The 14112-nt window shown below is 73.1% G+C and carries 11 protein-coding genes and 1 tRNA gene; 7 read left to right on the forward strand and 5 right to left on the reverse strand.

The window, feature by feature from the left end; all coding sequences use genetic code 11:
* Positions 1-94: 94 nt before the first annotated feature.
* The 3 genes from ACGFQ9_RS06970 to ACGFQ9_RS06980 all read left to right on the forward strand — a co-directional run bounded on the left by ACGFQ9_RS06970 (position 95) and on the right by ACGFQ9_RS06980 (position 1810).
* A tRNA-Ser gene (locus ACGFQ9_RS06970) sits at positions 95-182 on the forward strand.
* A gap of 167 nt (positions 183-349) precedes the next feature.
* Positions 350-955, forward strand: coding sequence for a DUF4352 domain-containing protein (locus ACGFQ9_RS06975; protein ID WP_393571989.1), 606 nt, complete (start codon positions 350-352; stop codon positions 953-955).
* A gap of 159 nt (positions 956-1114) precedes the next feature.
* Positions 1115-1810 carry an alpha/beta hydrolase gene (locus ACGFQ9_RS06980; protein ID WP_393571991.1) on the forward strand — a complete coding sequence of 232 codons (696 nt, stop codon included), beginning with the start codon at positions 1115-1117 and terminating at the stop codon, positions 1808-1810.
* A gap of 70 nt (positions 1811-1880) precedes the next feature.
* Here ACGFQ9_RS06980 and ACGFQ9_RS06985 read toward each other — a convergent pair whose 3' ends face one another.
* Genes ACGFQ9_RS06985 through ACGFQ9_RS07005 form a run of 5 tightly spaced genes read right to left on the reverse strand, consistent with a single transcriptional unit; the run spans position 1881 to position 9637 of the window.
* Positions 1881-4139, reverse strand: coding sequence for a pyridoxal-phosphate dependent enzyme (locus ACGFQ9_RS06985; RefSeq protein WP_393571993.1), 2259 nt, complete (start codon positions 4137-4139; stop codon positions 1881-1883).
* Positions 4140-4148: 9 nt separating this feature from the next.
* Complete coding sequence (locus tag ACGFQ9_RS06990) at positions 4149-5228, reverse strand: kinase (RefSeq protein ID WP_393571995.1); 1080 nt, start codon at positions 5226-5228, stop codon at positions 4149-4151.
* Positions 5197-6768: an argininosuccinate lyase gene (locus ACGFQ9_RS06995; RefSeq protein ID WP_393571997.1), complete on the reverse strand. Its 1572-nt coding sequence runs from the start codon at positions 6766-6768 to the stop codon at positions 5197-5199. Before ACGFQ9_RS06995 ends, ACGFQ9_RS06990 begins: the two co-directional genes overlap by 32 nt.
* Positions 6769-6815: 47 nt before the next feature.
* Entirely contained in the window at positions 6816-8228 is a 1413-nt protein-coding gene (locus ACGFQ9_RS07000) for an MFS transporter (protein ID WP_393571999.1), read from the reverse strand.
* Positions 8228-9637 (reverse strand): ATP-grasp domain-containing protein, encoded by a 1410-nt coding sequence (locus tag ACGFQ9_RS07005; protein WP_393572001.1) that lies wholly within the window; start codon positions 9635-9637, stop codon positions 8228-8230. The genes ACGFQ9_RS07000 and ACGFQ9_RS07005 overlap by 1 nt, the downstream gene beginning before the upstream one ends.
* Before the next feature lie 263 nt (positions 9638-9900).
* Here ACGFQ9_RS07005 and ACGFQ9_RS07010 point away from each other — a divergent pair, with 263 nt between their 5' ends.
* Genes ACGFQ9_RS07010 through ACGFQ9_RS07025 form a run of 4 tightly spaced genes read left to right on the forward strand, consistent with a single transcriptional unit; the run spans position 9901 to position 14106 of the window.
* The gene (locus tag ACGFQ9_RS07010; protein ID WP_393572003.1) at positions 9901-10731 is read left to right on the forward strand and encodes a transketolase; all 831 of its coding nucleotides are present in this window, start codon (positions 9901-9903) and stop codon (positions 10729-10731) included.
* Positions 10728-11720, forward strand: coding sequence for a transketolase family protein (locus ACGFQ9_RS07015; protein ID WP_393572005.1), 993 nt, complete (start codon positions 10728-10730; stop codon positions 11718-11720). Before ACGFQ9_RS07010 ends, ACGFQ9_RS07015 begins: the two co-directional genes overlap by 4 nt.
* Positions 11717-12814 carry a DMT family transporter gene (locus ACGFQ9_RS07020; RefSeq protein ID WP_393572007.1) on the forward strand — a complete coding sequence of 366 codons (1098 nt, stop codon included), beginning with the start codon at positions 11717-11719 and terminating at the stop codon, positions 12812-12814. The genes ACGFQ9_RS07015 and ACGFQ9_RS07020 overlap by 4 nt, the downstream gene beginning before the upstream one ends.
* Positions 12811-14106: an aspartate kinase gene (locus ACGFQ9_RS07025; protein ID WP_393572009.1), complete on the forward strand. Its 1296-nt coding sequence runs from the start codon at positions 12811-12813 to the stop codon at positions 14104-14106. The genes ACGFQ9_RS07020 and ACGFQ9_RS07025 overlap by 4 nt, the downstream gene beginning before the upstream one ends.
* The last annotated feature ends 6 nt before the right edge of the window (positions 14107-14112 follow it).

Here is a 14112-nt window from a genome sequence, read left to right on the forward strand (position 1 = left end):
TGGACGGCCGTCGAATCGACTCCGCTCCCCGACCGGATCCGCTCCCGCGGATCACGTTCGCTAGCACCCCTCAACGTCTTGTATTGTTTGCGGCGGAGGATTCGCCTAGAGGCCTAGGGCGCACGCTTGGAAAGCGTGTTGGGGGCAACCCCTCACGAGTTCGAATCTCGTATCCTCCGCCAGCTCAGAGGGCCGGACCGCATCAGCGGACCGGCCCTCTGGCGTTTCTCCGGGGCCGGACTCCAGTGGTCCTGCTCCTCTCCCCTCCTGCGGTGCTGCTCCTCTCCCCGAGCCCCCGCGAGGCACCGGCGGGACAATCGGACCCACGGGGCCGAGCCCGGAGGTCGCCATGTGTCCTCAGTCACCGCCGCAGTGGGGGCCCGTCCCACCGCGGCCGCCGGACGGTCGCAGCTGGTTCGCCCGGCACCCGCTGCTGACGGTGCTGCTCGCCGTCACCGCCACGCTCGCGGCCTTCGGGATCGCCGGATCACTGACCGGCGGACAGCCGAGGCCGACGGTCCCGCCCGGCAGGGCGGTCGCGGACTCCGGACATCTCCCCGGACTGGGCGAGCCGGCCCGGGACGGGAAGTTCGAGTTCACGGTCACCAGGCTCCGTCCCGGGGTCAGCAACATCGGGGGTCAGTACGGCCGGGATGCGCAAGGCCAGTTCTTCCTGGTCCACATGACCGTGAGGAACATCGGGGACAGGGCTCAGACCTTCGACGGCTCCGACCAGAAGCTCATCGACCGCAACGGCAGCGAGTACAGCGCGGACACCGCCGCGGCGCTGTACCTCGACAAGAGCGAGTCGTTCCTCAACCGGATCAACCCCGGCAACACGGTCGACGGCATCGTCGTCTTCGACGTCCCGAGGACTGCGTCCCCCGTGCGGATCGAGCTGCACGACTCGTTGTTCAGCGGCGGCACCACGATCGATCTGACCGTCCGGCGTTGATCCCCGCCTTGCCGGGAAGCCGTACACGCTGCTGCAGAGCCGATCGGAGGACAAGCCGTGTGGCCGGTGGCGTACGCCTCACCGGCCCCCTAGCGTGGGCGCGGCGCGGGAGGACCGGGGGGACCGGGCACACCACACCCCTCGAAGAACGGCACGCTCATGGCAGACAAGCCCTCGATCGTCCTGGTCCACGGTTTCTGGGGCGGAGCCGCCCACTGGTCCAACGTCATCGTCGAGCTGAACAAGCGCGGCTTCGGCCGGCTGCACGCGGTGGAGAACCCGCTGACCTCGCTCGCCGACGACGCCGAGCGCACGCGCAAGATGGTCCGGCAGATCGACGGCCCGGTCCTGCTCGTCGGCCACTCCTACGGCGGCGCGGTGATCACCGAGGCCGGCGACCTGCCCAACGTGGCCGGGCTGGTCTACATCGCCGCGTTCGCCCCGGACGCGGGCGAGAGCCCCGGCGCGATCAGCCAGGAGATGCCGCCCGCGGCCTTCGAGAACATCGCCCCGGACTCCGACGGCTACCTGTGGATCAGGCAGGACAAGTTCCACGAGAGCTTCTGCCAGGACCTGTCCGCCGACGAGGCCCTGGTGATGGCCGTCACCCAGAAGGCACCGCTCGGCTCGACCTTCGGGGACAACGTGACCGCACCGGCCTGGAAGAAGAAGCCGTGCTGGTACCAGGTCTCCACCCAGGACCGGATGATCCACCCCGACAACGAACGCCGCATGGCGCAGCGGATGACCCCCCGCGCGATCGTCGAACTCGACGCGAGCCACGCCTCCCTGGCCTCCCTGCCCGGCCCGGTCGTCGACCTGATCGAGAAGGCCGCCGGCGAACTCCAGGGCTGAGCCCCTCCCGACCGCACGGGGAGGCCCGGACCACGTGGGCGGTCCGGGCCTCCGTCGTCCTCCGGGCGGGCTACGGGGCGATCGTGATGCGGAGGGCGTTCGCGGCCGTGTCCAGGGCGGAGCGGACTGCGGCGGGGTCGGGGGCCGTGGCGATGACGTGGCCCAGGCGGTCGTAGGCGTTCTGGGCGGGGCGGACCGTGGCGCCTTCCCGGGTGGAGAGCGTCAGGGAGGCCACGCCGTCGACCCCGCGGGCGGCGTCGGCGCCCTCCACGGACCGGACCGTGCCCGGGCGGTCCGCGAGCAGGAAGCGGATGCCCGCGGACGCGGCGCGGGACGGGGTGAGGTCGACCGGCATGCCAGTGGCCGCCCGGACCTGCTGTTCGAGCAGATCGATGCCGGTGGCGTGGCGGACCGCCTCCGGGATCATGCCGCCGGCCAGCCGCGGGTTGATCTCGATCACCGCGGCGCCGCGCGGTGTCAGCTTGACCTCCGTGTGCGTCGCGCCGAGTTCCCACCCGATGGCCTTGAGCGCCGCGCCGACCGCCTCCGCGATCTCGGCGGCCGCAGCCGGGAGCAGGGGGGCGGGGAAGAGGTGGCCGGTCTCCACGAACCACGGGCCGGAGGTGACCTCCTTCGCGGTGATCCCGACGCAGGTGGCGACGCCGTCGTGGGAGAACGTCTCCACGCTGTACTCGGGTCCGTCCAGGTACTCCTCGACGAGGACGGTGCCCGCGGTGGGCAGGCCGCGCGCGTTCGTCCGCACCGCGAGGATCCGTTCCGCGTGCGCCGCGACCTCCTCGGCGGTGGAGCAGAGCAGCACCGCGTTCGAGCCCGAGTCGTCGGCCGGCTTCACCACGCACGGCAGGCCCGTCTCACGGACCGCCGCGGCCGCCTCCGCCGGGTCCGTGAGGACCGCGAACCGCGGCTGGCCGACGCCCGCGTCCCGCAGCACCCGCCGGGTGACCGCCTTGTCGCGGCAGGCGGCCACGGCCTCCGCCGGGTTGCCGGGCAGGTCCAGCCAGTCGGCCAGCCCGGCCACCACCGGCACGTAGAAGTCGCTGGTCGTGGTGACCCCGGCCAGCTCCTGGCGCGGGAGCCCCTGCTGGATGACATCCCGCAGCGCGGCGACGGAGTTGGTGTCGCAGACCAGGACCTCGCAGCCGGTCCCGGCGAGGCCGGCGTACCGCTCCGGGCTGCCGGTCAGCAGGACCGGGGTCAGCCCGAGCTCCCGCGCCGTACGCAGCGCGATCATGCCGGTGCCGGTGGTGTTGGACTCGACGAAGAGAAGCCGGCGGGGCCGGTCCGCCGGGCGGGTCAGCGCGGCGCGGGACCACCGCGTCACCGGGGTGCCGTACGCCACCTCCGCGGGCCGCGCGGCCCTCGGGAGGTCGGCCACGCGGTGCGCGGCCCAGTAGTCCTCGCTGTACACGCTCTCCGCGTAGCGGTCCCCGCGGTCGGGGAGGATGCCGACGATCCGGCTGCCCGGTTCGGCCCGGGCGGCGACGTCGGCGAGCACCCGGTAGACGGAGCCGGAGGTGTTGCCCGCGAAGATCTGCTGCTCAGCGGCCAGGTCCCGGGTCGCGGCGAAGGCCTCGTGGTCGTTGAGCCAGTGCACCTCGTCGATGACCCCGCGGTCCAGGTTGTGCGGCGAGAGGCTGTTGCCGAGGCCGCCCTGCAGGCGGCGGGGCATGTCCGGCTGGTCGAACAGGGCGCTGCCGACGCAGTCCACGCCCACCGACCGCAGGCCCGGCAGGTGCCTCCGCAGGGCCCGGGTGCTGCCGGACAGGGAGCCGCCGCTGCCCACCGCCCCCACCAGGACGTCCACGGTGCCCAGGTCGCGGATCAGCTCCGCGGCGAGCGCCCGGTAGGCGCGCGGGTTGTCGGGGTTGGTGTACTGGCGCGGCCAGAAGGCCCCCGGCATCTCGCGTATCAGCTCGTCGAGCCGTTCCAGGCGGGCGGCCTGCCAGCCGCCCCGGGCGGGCATCTCGCGGACCACGTGCACCTCGGCGCCCAGCGAGGTCAGCTTCGCCATGGTGATGGGGTCGATCCGCGGGTCGGTCACGATGTGCACGGGGTGCCCGAGGGACCTGCCGACCAGGGCCACGCCGCAGGCCATCGTCCCGGAGGAGCTCTCCACGATCGGGGCCCCGGGTAACAGGACCCCGATGCGGCGCGCCTCCTCGATGGCGCTCTTGGCCACCCGGTCCTTCATTCCGAAGGGGTTGGCCAGCTCCAGCTTGGCGTACACCTCGGTGCCGGCCGGCGCGTCCAGGCGCAGCCTGACCAGCGGAGTACGGCCGACCATGTCGTTGACGGTGTGGAAGAGCATCGTCACTCCTCAGGCGGTGGTGGCCGGGGCGTACCCGGGGGCGAACGGGCGGAACGGCCGGAGCGGCCGGAGGTCCCCGGCGGAGCCCGCACCCTCGGGGGACCGCAGGCCGCCGTACGACCAGTCGTCGCGGTGGCCGAGCGAGCGGTAGACCATCGTGGTGCCCGGCAGCGAGGCGCACGCGCCGAGCGCCAGGTCGGCCTTGAGCGCGGTGTCGGGGTCGTCGTGGGGCAGCAGGATGCCGAGCATGGTGCCGCTGTGGGCGCAGGCGATGCCCAGCCCGTCGATGTCCCGGCAGATGCGCCGCAGCGCGGGCAGGGAGGGGCGCGGGTTGTGCCGGGCGTTCAGCTCGGCGCTGCGGGTGGCGACCCTGCCCAGGGAGTGCAGGTCGGAGTCGCGGATCGCTTCGCGCGCCTGGTCGAGCAGCCGCGCGTACTCGTGGGTCTCGGCCTCGGTGCGCGTCCCGGCGGCGTGGTTGTAGCTGATGGTGTCGACCGTTCCGCCCTCGTCGTACGCGATGACGGTCATGGCGGGGACGGTGCCCAGGCGTTCGCGGAGTCGGACCTCGCGGTGGCTGAACGCGACGATCTCGTCGTACATGACGCCATCGGTCGGCTCGATGTCCCGCAGCAGGTTCTCGATGTCGGCCGGGGTGAACCGGGTGCCGATGGCGTCGGCGACGGCCCGGGCGGTGGCCACGAGGTCCGCCGAGGAGCTGGCCATGCCCTTGCCCTCGGGCAGCTCGCTGCCGATGCGGAGCTGGCCGCCGCCGGGGCGGCCCGCGGCGCGGAGCGCGCGCTGGGCCAGCCGGGCGGCCTTGCGCTTGTGGGCGGGGGCCACCTGGACGGTGCCCGCGTCCGGCTCCCAGGCGAAGGTCGCCGTGGACCAGGCCGCGACCGGTGAGGTCACCATGAAGTGCTCGCCGGTGCCGGGGAGAACGCCCTGGAGGAGCTCTCCGAAGGTGCCGAAGGCCCTGCCGACTCCGGCACAGCCGCTGCGCGACGCACCTTCACCGCCGGTGGCCGGCGACTCCGTGTCCGTGGTGCCGGCCGGCCCGTCAAGATCCTGCGTGTACGGCTGCGCTGACATGCTCCCGCTCTCCTCCCTCTGCTGCTCCGCCGTGTCCTGCTGCTCCGCCGTGTCCTGCTGCTCCGCCGCGGGCGGCCCGGGTGCGGTCGGCCCACTCCCCGTCGAGCCGGCCGTATTCCTCCGCCTGGGCGCGCAGGACGGCCTCGACCGCCTCCGGCCGGGTCGATCCGTCGGACTCCGGGGCGGTCAGGGCGCGCCGTACGTCGAAGACGCCGGCCAGGACCGCTTCGGGTGCCGCCAGTTCGGAGCCGAGCTCCGCCGCCGCCCGCGCGAGCAGCGCCGGATCCGTGTCGGCGGGTGCGAGGCCGGCCTCCATCGCGGCGACGATGTACCGGCCCGCGATCACCTGGGCCCGGCGCCAGGGCACACCCTCGCGCAGGGTGAGGGCGTTGGCCAGGGCGAACCCGCCGAGGAACTCCCGCTCGCACGCCTCGGCCATGCGCCGGGTGTCGAACCGCACGTGGTCGAGGACCGTCGTGGCGAGCCGCAGCACGCTCTCGAAGGTGTCGAAGGCCTGGGAGAGCTGGGCTCCCGCCTCCTTGGAGACCTCGACCGAGTTGGAGAAGGCGGTGTTGCGCTGTCCGAGGACCGTGTCCAGGTGGGACGAGGCCAGGTGCGCGGACCGGCCGCGGATCCGTTCGAGCACGGGGAAGTTCTTCTTCTGGGGCATCGCCGAGGAGATCCCGGAGAGTTCGTCCGGCAGGTCGAGGTAGCCGTACGCGCTGCCGCCCCAGGCCATCAGGTCGGTGGTGAAGCGGCTGAGGGCCACGCCGAAGACGCCGAACTCGGCGGTGATCTCCAGGGTCCAGCCCCGGTACGCCACCGAGGTCAGGGCGAGCGGCTGCACCGCCCGGAAGCCGAGCAGGCGGGCCAGCCGGTCCCGGTCCCAGGGCAGTTCCTGGCCGGCCATGGCGCCCGCGCCGAGCGGGCAGGCGTCGATGCCGTCGTACGTGGCGAGCAGCCGCCGGGCGGTGTGGAGCACCTGCTCGGACAGGGCCGCGAGGTAGAAGCCGGGCGAGATGATCTGCGCGGCCTGCAGGTGCGTGTAGCCGGGCATGGGGTCGTCGGCGTACCGGCCGGCGAGGCGGTGCGCGGCACGTCCGAAGGCCAGCAGGACGGCCGCCGCGCCGGCCAGCCGACGCCGGCCGAACATCAGCTGGGCGCAGGCCTGGAGGTCGTTGCGGCTCCGGTCCACGTGCCAGGCCGGCACGGGGGCGGCGAGCCGTGTCTCGACGTGGCGCTCCAGGGCGAAGGCGATGTCCGACATGTTCGCCTGCCGTCCCGCCAGCAGCTCCTCGCGGGTCACCGAGCCGAGCAGCCCGTCGAGTTCGGCCGCCTGGCCGTCCGTGACGAGGCCCATCCGGAGGTACTCGGCGACCAGGGCCCGCTCGATGGCTATGTAGTGCGGGAGGAGGTGGTCCGCCTCGTGGCGGAACTGCGGGTCGAGGATCTCGTCCCGCAGCAGATCGCTCGGCCCGCTGCCGATGCGTCCGCTCAGCGGGAGCGCGGGGCTCCCGCCGGTGTCGGGGTCAGGGTGCACCTGGAATCCGTTTCTCTCGCGTGGACAGGACTGCGGTTCCGCCCCGCCTACGGCTCCGCCGGCACCGGGACGGGTGCGGCGGTGGCCAGGACCGGGGCGGCGGCCGGGGCCCCGTCCGGGGTGGGGGCCGGCGCCGGTGCGCGGGCCGGGGCGGGCTCGTCCGCGGCCGCGGGCTTGTCTGCTCCGGCGGGCTTGCCGGCTCCGGCGCACGTGTCGGCTCCGGCGGGCTTGTCCGCGCCCCAGATCCGGGGCGAGTTGCTGATCGCCGCGGTGGCCGCGAGGCCGGCCAGCAGCACGCCGCCGACGAGCGACCACGACGGGACCGGGCCGAGGGCCTGGACCAGCGGCAGGAAGACCAGCGGTGCGATCACCACGCCCAGGTTGAAGTGCGCCGTGTAGAAGCCCATGTTGCGGGCCTTGAGCCGGCCCGGGCTGATGGCGCTGATGTGGTCGGGCATCACCGGATAGACGATCATCTCGCCGAGCGTCCACACGGCGGTGGCCAGGAGCAGCAGCCAGGTCGCGTACGTCCCGAATCCCATCAGGACGAAGCCGAGGACGGCACAGGCGTAGCCGATGAGCAGGCTGGTGCGGCGGGTGATGCCGAGCATCGCGTGGTTGAGGGCGATCTCGCAGGTGATCACCATGAAGCCGTTCACCGCGAAGATCGCGCTGACCCAGCCGGCCGGCCGGTCCAGCGTGTGGATCACGTACACGCTGGCCACGGTGGAGGGCAGGGCGTAGGCGAGGTGGATCGGGGTGGTGACGGCGAGGAAGCTCCAGAAGCGCGCCTCCGGCCGGCCCGGTGCGCCCTCCTCTCCGGCGGCCTCCCCGGCATCGGTGTCGTCCTGCGCCCGGCCCGCGGCGATGGGGACACGCGCCAGGATGAACGCCGAGGCGAGGTAGCCGACGGCGGTGCCCCAGGGCAGCAGGGCGGGGCTGATCTCGAACAGGATCGCGGCGAGCAGCGGGCCGATGCCCATGCCCAGGTTGATGGCGAGGCGGACCGCCGAGAAGGCGAACCGCCGCTGCTCCTCGGGCATCACGCGGGCCGTGAGCGTGTACGCGATGGGGTTGACCAGCTCGTAGCAGAAGCCCCAGAGCGCGGTCAGCGGCACGAGCAGCCACAGGGGGGTGGTGAACGCGATGACCACGACGATCGCGGCCACGCCGGCCAGGCCGGCGACGGCGAGGCGCTGTTCGCCGAACCGGCCGGCGAGGGCTCCGCTGGCGACACCCGCGAGGAGTGCGCCGACGCCGAACGTGCCGACGATCAGGCCGATCAACTCGGTGCTCAGGCCGTGCCGTTCGCTCGCGAGGTAGACCGCGTAGAAGGGGTAGAGCACGACGGCGCTGCGCGACAGGGCCACCGTCGCGAGCAGGCCGGCGATCGGCCGCAGTCCGGCGATGTTCGCCCGTAACCCGGGTTTGTGGGCGGGGAGTCGTCCTGTCCCGGACATCACACGACTCCGCAGGCGACCCGGGGGCCGCCGGACGCCCGCCCGCCCGCGGCGGCCGCAACCCCGTCCGGGGCGGCGGTGGTTGAGCCCAGGGGCCGGACCTCGAAGAGCGATTCGCGGACGGACTCGATGAAGCGGTAGTCGGCGTCGACGGTGGCCTGGTCCGGGGCGGTCAGGAAGACCCGCAGCGGGCTGGTGAGCAGGTCGTGGGTGGGCACGATGACGTCACCGGCCTTGCGCTTGACCATGAGGTCCACCACCGAGGGGAGGGCGCGGATCTCCGCGACCAGCTTCTCGTTGACCGAGATCACCTCGCCCGCGAGCTCGGTCGGCGCGTTGTAGACGACCGCGGGCTGGCGCTTGGTGTACACGCCGTCGCCGTAGCCGGCGAGGAAGCGCTCGGGGCGGGCGTACGCCAGGGCCGTGAGGTCGGCGCTGTTCGCGCCGATGGCCCGGTCGTGGAAGGCGGGGTGCAGGTGGCCGTTGACCCGGGCGCCGACCTCCACGAGGGCGGGGCCGTCCTCGGTGATGATCACCTCGGAGTGGGCGGGGCCGTTGTGGATGCGCAGGGCGTCGAGCACGGAGCGGATGTAGTCCATCAGCACGACCGCCGCCGGGTCGTCCGGCGCCAGCAGGATGTCGCGGTTGTAGATCGGCTTGCCGTTGGCGAGCAGCTGCTTCTCGTACTGCCAGACGCCGCAGACGAAGGGGTGGCCGTCGACGCTCACGGTGTCGACGATGTACTCGGTGCCCTGGAGGAAGCTCTGGACCAGGACCTCGGTGTTGGCGCCGTTGAAGACGGTGCTGCTGCCCAGGATGTCCGGGAAGGCGGCGCGCAGGTCGTCGGCGTCCCGGCAGATGAACACGCCGTCGGTGGACGCGGAGGAGAGCGGTTTGGCCACGCACGGCCAGTGGCCGTGGCGCTCGGCCCAGGCGACGGCCCGCTCGGCGTCGTCGGTGGCCAGCTGGGCGGCGGTGCGCAGGCCGGCCGCGGAGACGGCCTCGATCATCCGGTACTTGTCACGGCGGGCGGCGGAGTACTCCGTGCCGTTGGTACGGACGCCCAGGGCCTCGCTGAGCCGGTCGGCGAGCCGTACGCCGGGCTCCTGGCCGGGGAGGACGAACCGCGGGCGGAGCTCCTTGAGGGCGCTCTCGGTGCTGCCGTCGGGGTCGTACACCAGCCAGTCGAGATAGCTCGACCGGTCCCACGGCTGCATCCGGGCTATCGGCTCGGGCGAGCTCTGGACGTGGATGACCTCGATGCCGTGTCGGCCGAAGGCGGCCGGCAGGTGGTTCCCGGTGCCGTAGGCGTCGACCAGCACGCCCACCTCGCGCCCGGCGGCCTTGCGCACCACCTCACGGGGGTCGTTCCACAGCTCGGATCGCACGCCTTCGGACTGCTTGCTCATCAGGTCCTCGCATCCCTGCCTGATTGGCGGTGATCAACGGCTGGCGGCACCAGCCACAGGCATAGAAAACCAACCACCTGGTTTTGTCAACCCTCGATCACGGCGAAGATCCACTGCCTGAATTGCGCGCTTGCAGGGGGAATTGCGGGCGAAAGGGGCCTCAAACCTTAGAATCCCCGTTGACAAAACAGCGCGCTTGGTTTGTTATATCGATCAGCTGATCGTGGGAACCAGACGGCTTCGGGGCTTCGGAAGGATCAAGCATGCTGACACAGGCGCCACCGCACGATGTGGCCGCAGGACTCGCCGTGGAGATCCGGCGCAAGGTCATCGAGATGAGCGGTTCGCCCAACGGCGTCCACATCGGCGGCAGCATGTCGATCGCCGACCTGCTGGCCGTGCTCTACGGCGAGGTGCTCCGGGACCCGGCCGGCGACGGGCCCTCCGGCGACCGCGACTACCTGGTCCTGAGCAAGGGGCAGGCCTCCGCCGGCCTCTACGCGGCGCTGGCGTCCACCGGGGTCATCCCGGAGGCGGAGTGCGCGACGTACGCCGAGGAGGGCGGCAGGCTGGGCGGCCACCCGATGAAGCGGCTGCCCGGCGTGCACTTCTCCACCGGAGCGCTGGGGCACGGACTCTCGCTGGGGCTGGGCATCGCCCTGGCCGGACAGCGTTACGGCTACGACAACCGGGCCTACGTGATCCTCGGCGACGGGGAGCTCCAGGAGGGCTCCAACTGGGAGGCGGCCATGGCCGCGGCCCACCTCGGGACCGACAACCTGTTCGCGATCGTGGACCGCAACCTCTGGCAGATCAGCGGCCGGACCGAGGACACGATGTCGCTGGAGCCCCTGACCGACAAGTGGGCGAGCTTCGGCTGGCGCGTGCTCACCGTCGACGGCCACGACCACGGCCAGATCCGGCGCGCGCTGGGCACCCCCGCCGAGCCGGGCCGGCCCACCGTGGTGATCGCCCGCACCGTCAAGGGCCGCGGCGTCCCCGGCCTGCAGGACACCAAGCAGAGCCACTCGGCCACCCTCAAGCCCGAGGCACAGCGACTGGCCCTCGAGGCCCTGGAGAGTGAATTGGCATGAGCACCACACTCGCCGCCCGCCGTACCGTCGCCGAGGTGCTGGACCACGTGTGGGAGAACCGGTCCACCATCCAGGGCCGCGACGCCTACGTGATGATGCTACTCGCCCTGGGCCGGGAGAACCCGGACCTGGCCTGCGTGGCCACCGACATGGACTACGAGGACCACTTCGCGGCGGAACTGCCCCGCCAGTACGTGGAGGTGGGCATCGCCGAGCAGAACATGATCGGCGTCGCCGCCGGCCTGACCGTGGCCGCGCGCCCGGTGTTCGCCAACGGCATGAGCCCGTTCGTCATCGCCCGCGCCTACGAACAGATCAAGATCGACGTGGCCGGCGCCAACCTGCCGGTCAAGATCGTCGGAACGCACGCGGGCCTCGCCTCCGGCCACTACGGCCCGACGCACCACTCGCTGGAGGACATCGGCGCGACCCGGATGCTGCCCAACATGACCGTGGTCGTGCCGGGCGACGCCTGGGAGGCCGCCCAGGCCACCGTCGCCGTGGCGCGCGACCCCGGCCCCGCCTACCTGCGGCTGGGGCGGCTGGCCACGCCGACGCTCTACGGGGAGCGCGGCGAGTTCGTCCTCGGCCGGGCGCGGGTGCTGCGGGAACCCGGCCGGGTGGTGTTCGTCGCCACCGGCCCCTACCCGAACCTGGTGGCCGCCGAGGCCGCCCGGGAACTCGCCGCCCAGGGCGTGACCGCCGGACACCTCAACATGCACACGGTCAAGCCGCTCGACCGGGCGGCGGTCCTGGACGCGATCGAGGTGGCCGAGGTGGTGGTGACCATCGAGGACCACCGCGCCGTGGGCGGCCTGGGCAGTGCGGTCTGCGAGGTCGTCGCCGAGGTCGGCGGTCCGCCGGTGCGCCGCATCGGAGTGCCCGACGTCCACTACGACCTCGTCGGCGGCGAGCAGTACCTGCTGCGGCACGCCGGGATCAACGCGGCCAACGCGGTCGCCCGGGCACGGGAAGTGCTGGAGCGGTGAACGCCGAACCGCGCCCGGCCGGATCACCGGCCGGCGGACGGCCCACGCTCGACGTGCTCGCCGGTGCCGGCTTCATCGCCGCGTCCGCGACCTTCGTCCGGCTCGCCGACACCACCGCGGGCATGGCGGCGTTCTACCGCTGTGCCTTCGCGGTGCCGGTGCTGTGGGCCCTGATGGTCCTCGACCGGAAGCGGGCCGGGCGCATCCGGCTGTCGGCCAGGGCGCGCCGGCTGGCCCGGCTCGCCGGGGTGGCGCTCGCCTGCGACCTGGTGCTGTGGAGCCACACGATCAACGCCGTGGGCTCCGGTCTGGCCACCGTCCTGGGCAACCTGCAGGTGGTGTTCGTCGCGCTGATCGCCTGGACCGTGCTCGGCGAGCGCCCGGCCCGCTCCCTGCTGGTCGCGCTGCCGCTGATGCTGGCGGGCGTGGTGCTCATCGGCGGGGTGTTCGGCAGCGGGACGTACGGCGACAGCCCTGGGCTGGGCGTGCTCTTCGGCGTCGGCACCTCCCTCGCCTACGCCGGCTACATCCTCATCCTGCGCGCCTCCGGACTGAGCACGGGCAAGAGCGCCGAGGTGGGCACCATCGCCCCGCTCTACGAGGCGACGCTCGGCGCGGCCGTCGGGGCGGCGGTGCTCTCCTTCGCCGTCGGCGACGTACGGCTCGACGTGCCCTGGGCCTCGCTGGGCTGGCTGCTCGTGCTTGCCCTCTCCTCCCAGGTGGTCGGCTGGCTGCTGATCTCCCGGTCGCTGCCGGCCCTGCCCGCCGCACTGACCAGCACCCTGCTGCTGGTCCAGCCCGTCGGCGCGGTGGCGCTCGGGGCGGCGGTCTTCGGCGAGAGCCCGTCCGCGGAGCAGCTCGGCGGGGTCGCGGTCCTGCTGGCCGGCGTCCTGGTCGCCGCGGCGGGCAGCGGCCGGTCGCCCCGCCCCGCGTCCGCCGGGACCGCCCCTGTGACCGCCTCCACCGCCTCCGCCGGCCCGGCCCCCTCGGCCGGCTCTGCCCCCTCGGCCGGCCCGGCCGCCGCAGCCGGCCCGACCGTCCCGAGCACACCGACCGTCCCGACCGCCCCGAGCACACCCGAAGGAGTCCGGTGAAGAGCCCCGTGGCGTCCGTCCCCGCGACGGCGCAGACCATCCGCGTCCTGAAGTTCGGCGGCACCTCGATGGGCACCACACCCGAGCGGATGCGCGCCGTGGCCGAGCGCGTGGCCGCCGTGCACCGGGAGGGCCACCCGGTCGTCGTGGTGGTCTCCGCGCGCGGTGCCACCACCGACGAGCTGGTGGCCGACGCGCAGTCGGCGTCCGCGGCACCGGCGGCCCGGGAGATGGACCAGCTGCTGTCCACCGGCGAGATCGTCTCGGCGGCCCTCCTCGCGATCGCCCTGAAGGAAGCGGGAGTTCCCGCGGTCTCGCTGACGGGAGCGCAGGCCGGCATCGTCGCCTCCGGGCAGCACGGTGACGGACGGATCTCCGAGGTCGAGGGGTCCCGGCTGCGGGAGGTGCTCCGCGGCGGCACGGTCGCCGTCGTCACCGGCTTCCAGGCGGTGGGCGCCACGGGCGACGTGGTCACCCTCGGCCGGGGCGGCTCCGACACCTCCGCCGTCGCCCTCGCGGCCGCACTGGGCGCCGAGGTCTGCGAGATCTACACCGACGTGGACGGCATCTACAACGCCGACCCGCGGATCGCCGCCGACGCCCGCCTGCTGGACAGGGTCGGCAGCACCGTCATGGCCGAGATGGCCTACTCCGGGGCGCGCGTGCTGCACCCGAGGTCGGTCGAGCTCGCCGCCCGGGCGGGCGTCAGCATCCATGTGCGCTCCGCGTTCTCAGAAGAGCCCGGCACCACCGTCGTATCCGATGAAACTGGAGAAGAAATGCTCGAGGACGCCCAGCCCGTCACCGGGATCGCCCACGACACGGACGTCGCCCGCGTGGTGATCCGTCCGGGCACCCTGGCCCACCGGGGCACGGAGCTGTTCGCCGCGCTCGCCGAGGCCTCCGTCTCCGTGGACCTGGTGTCCCGGGTCGGCGACCGGGACATCGGCTACGGCTGGGACTTCACCGTGGCCCGGTCCCACCTGGACGCGGTCCGGGAGGTCCTCGCCGGACTCGGCTGCGAGGCCGACGTCCACGAGCCGGTGGCCAAGATCTCCCTGGTCGGCGCGGGCCTGCTCAGCAAGCCGGAGACCACGGGCCGCATGCTGGCCGCCCTGGGGCGGGCGGGCATCGAGGCGTACTCGGTGTCCACCTCGCAGGTCCGCACCTCCTTCACCCTGCCCAAGGCGCACTGCGGCCGCGCCGTGGGCCTGCTGCACCGCGAATTCCGGCTGGACCGCCCCGCCGAAACCCCCGGCCAGGCCCTGGCGGGTCACGCCGTGGCCGTCTGACGGCCG

Source organism: Streptomyces sp. NPDC048603 (genome assembly GCF_043199475.1).
Classification (GTDB): domain Bacteria; phylum Actinomycetota; class Actinomycetes; order Streptomycetales; family Streptomycetaceae; genus Streptomyces.

Excerpts from the sequence above, each read along its gene's own strand:
- ACGFQ9_RS06975 (WP_393571989.1), top strand. The coding sequence starts at position 350 with ATGTGTCCTCAGTCACCGCCGCAGTGGGGGCCCGTCCCACCGCGGCCG.
- ACGFQ9_RS06980 (WP_393571991.1), top strand. The coding sequence starts at position 1,115 with ATGGCAGACAAGCCCTCGATCGTCCTGGTCCACGGTTTCTGGGGCGGA.
- ACGFQ9_RS06985 (WP_393571993.1), bottom strand. The coding sequence starts at position 4,139 with ATGCTCTTCCACACCGTCAACGACATGGTCGGCCGTACTCCGCTGGTC.
- ACGFQ9_RS06990 (WP_393571995.1), bottom strand. The coding sequence starts at position 5,228 with ATGTCAGCGCAGCCGTACACGCAGGATCTTGACGGGCCGGCCGGCACC.
- ACGFQ9_RS07000 (WP_393571999.1), bottom strand. The coding sequence starts at position 8,228 with ATGTCCGGGACAGGACGACTCCCCGCCCACAAACCCGGGTTACGGGCG.
- ACGFQ9_RS07005 (WP_393572001.1), bottom strand. The coding sequence starts at position 9,637 with ATGAGCAAGCAGTCCGAAGGCGTGCGATCCGAGCTGTGGAACGACCCC.
- ACGFQ9_RS07010 (WP_393572003.1), top strand. The coding sequence starts at position 9,901 with ATGCTGACACAGGCGCCACCGCACGATGTGGCCGCAGGACTCGCCGTG.
- ACGFQ9_RS07015 (WP_393572005.1), top strand. The coding sequence starts at position 10,728 with ATGAGCACCACACTCGCCGCCCGCCGTACCGTCGCCGAGGTGCTGGAC.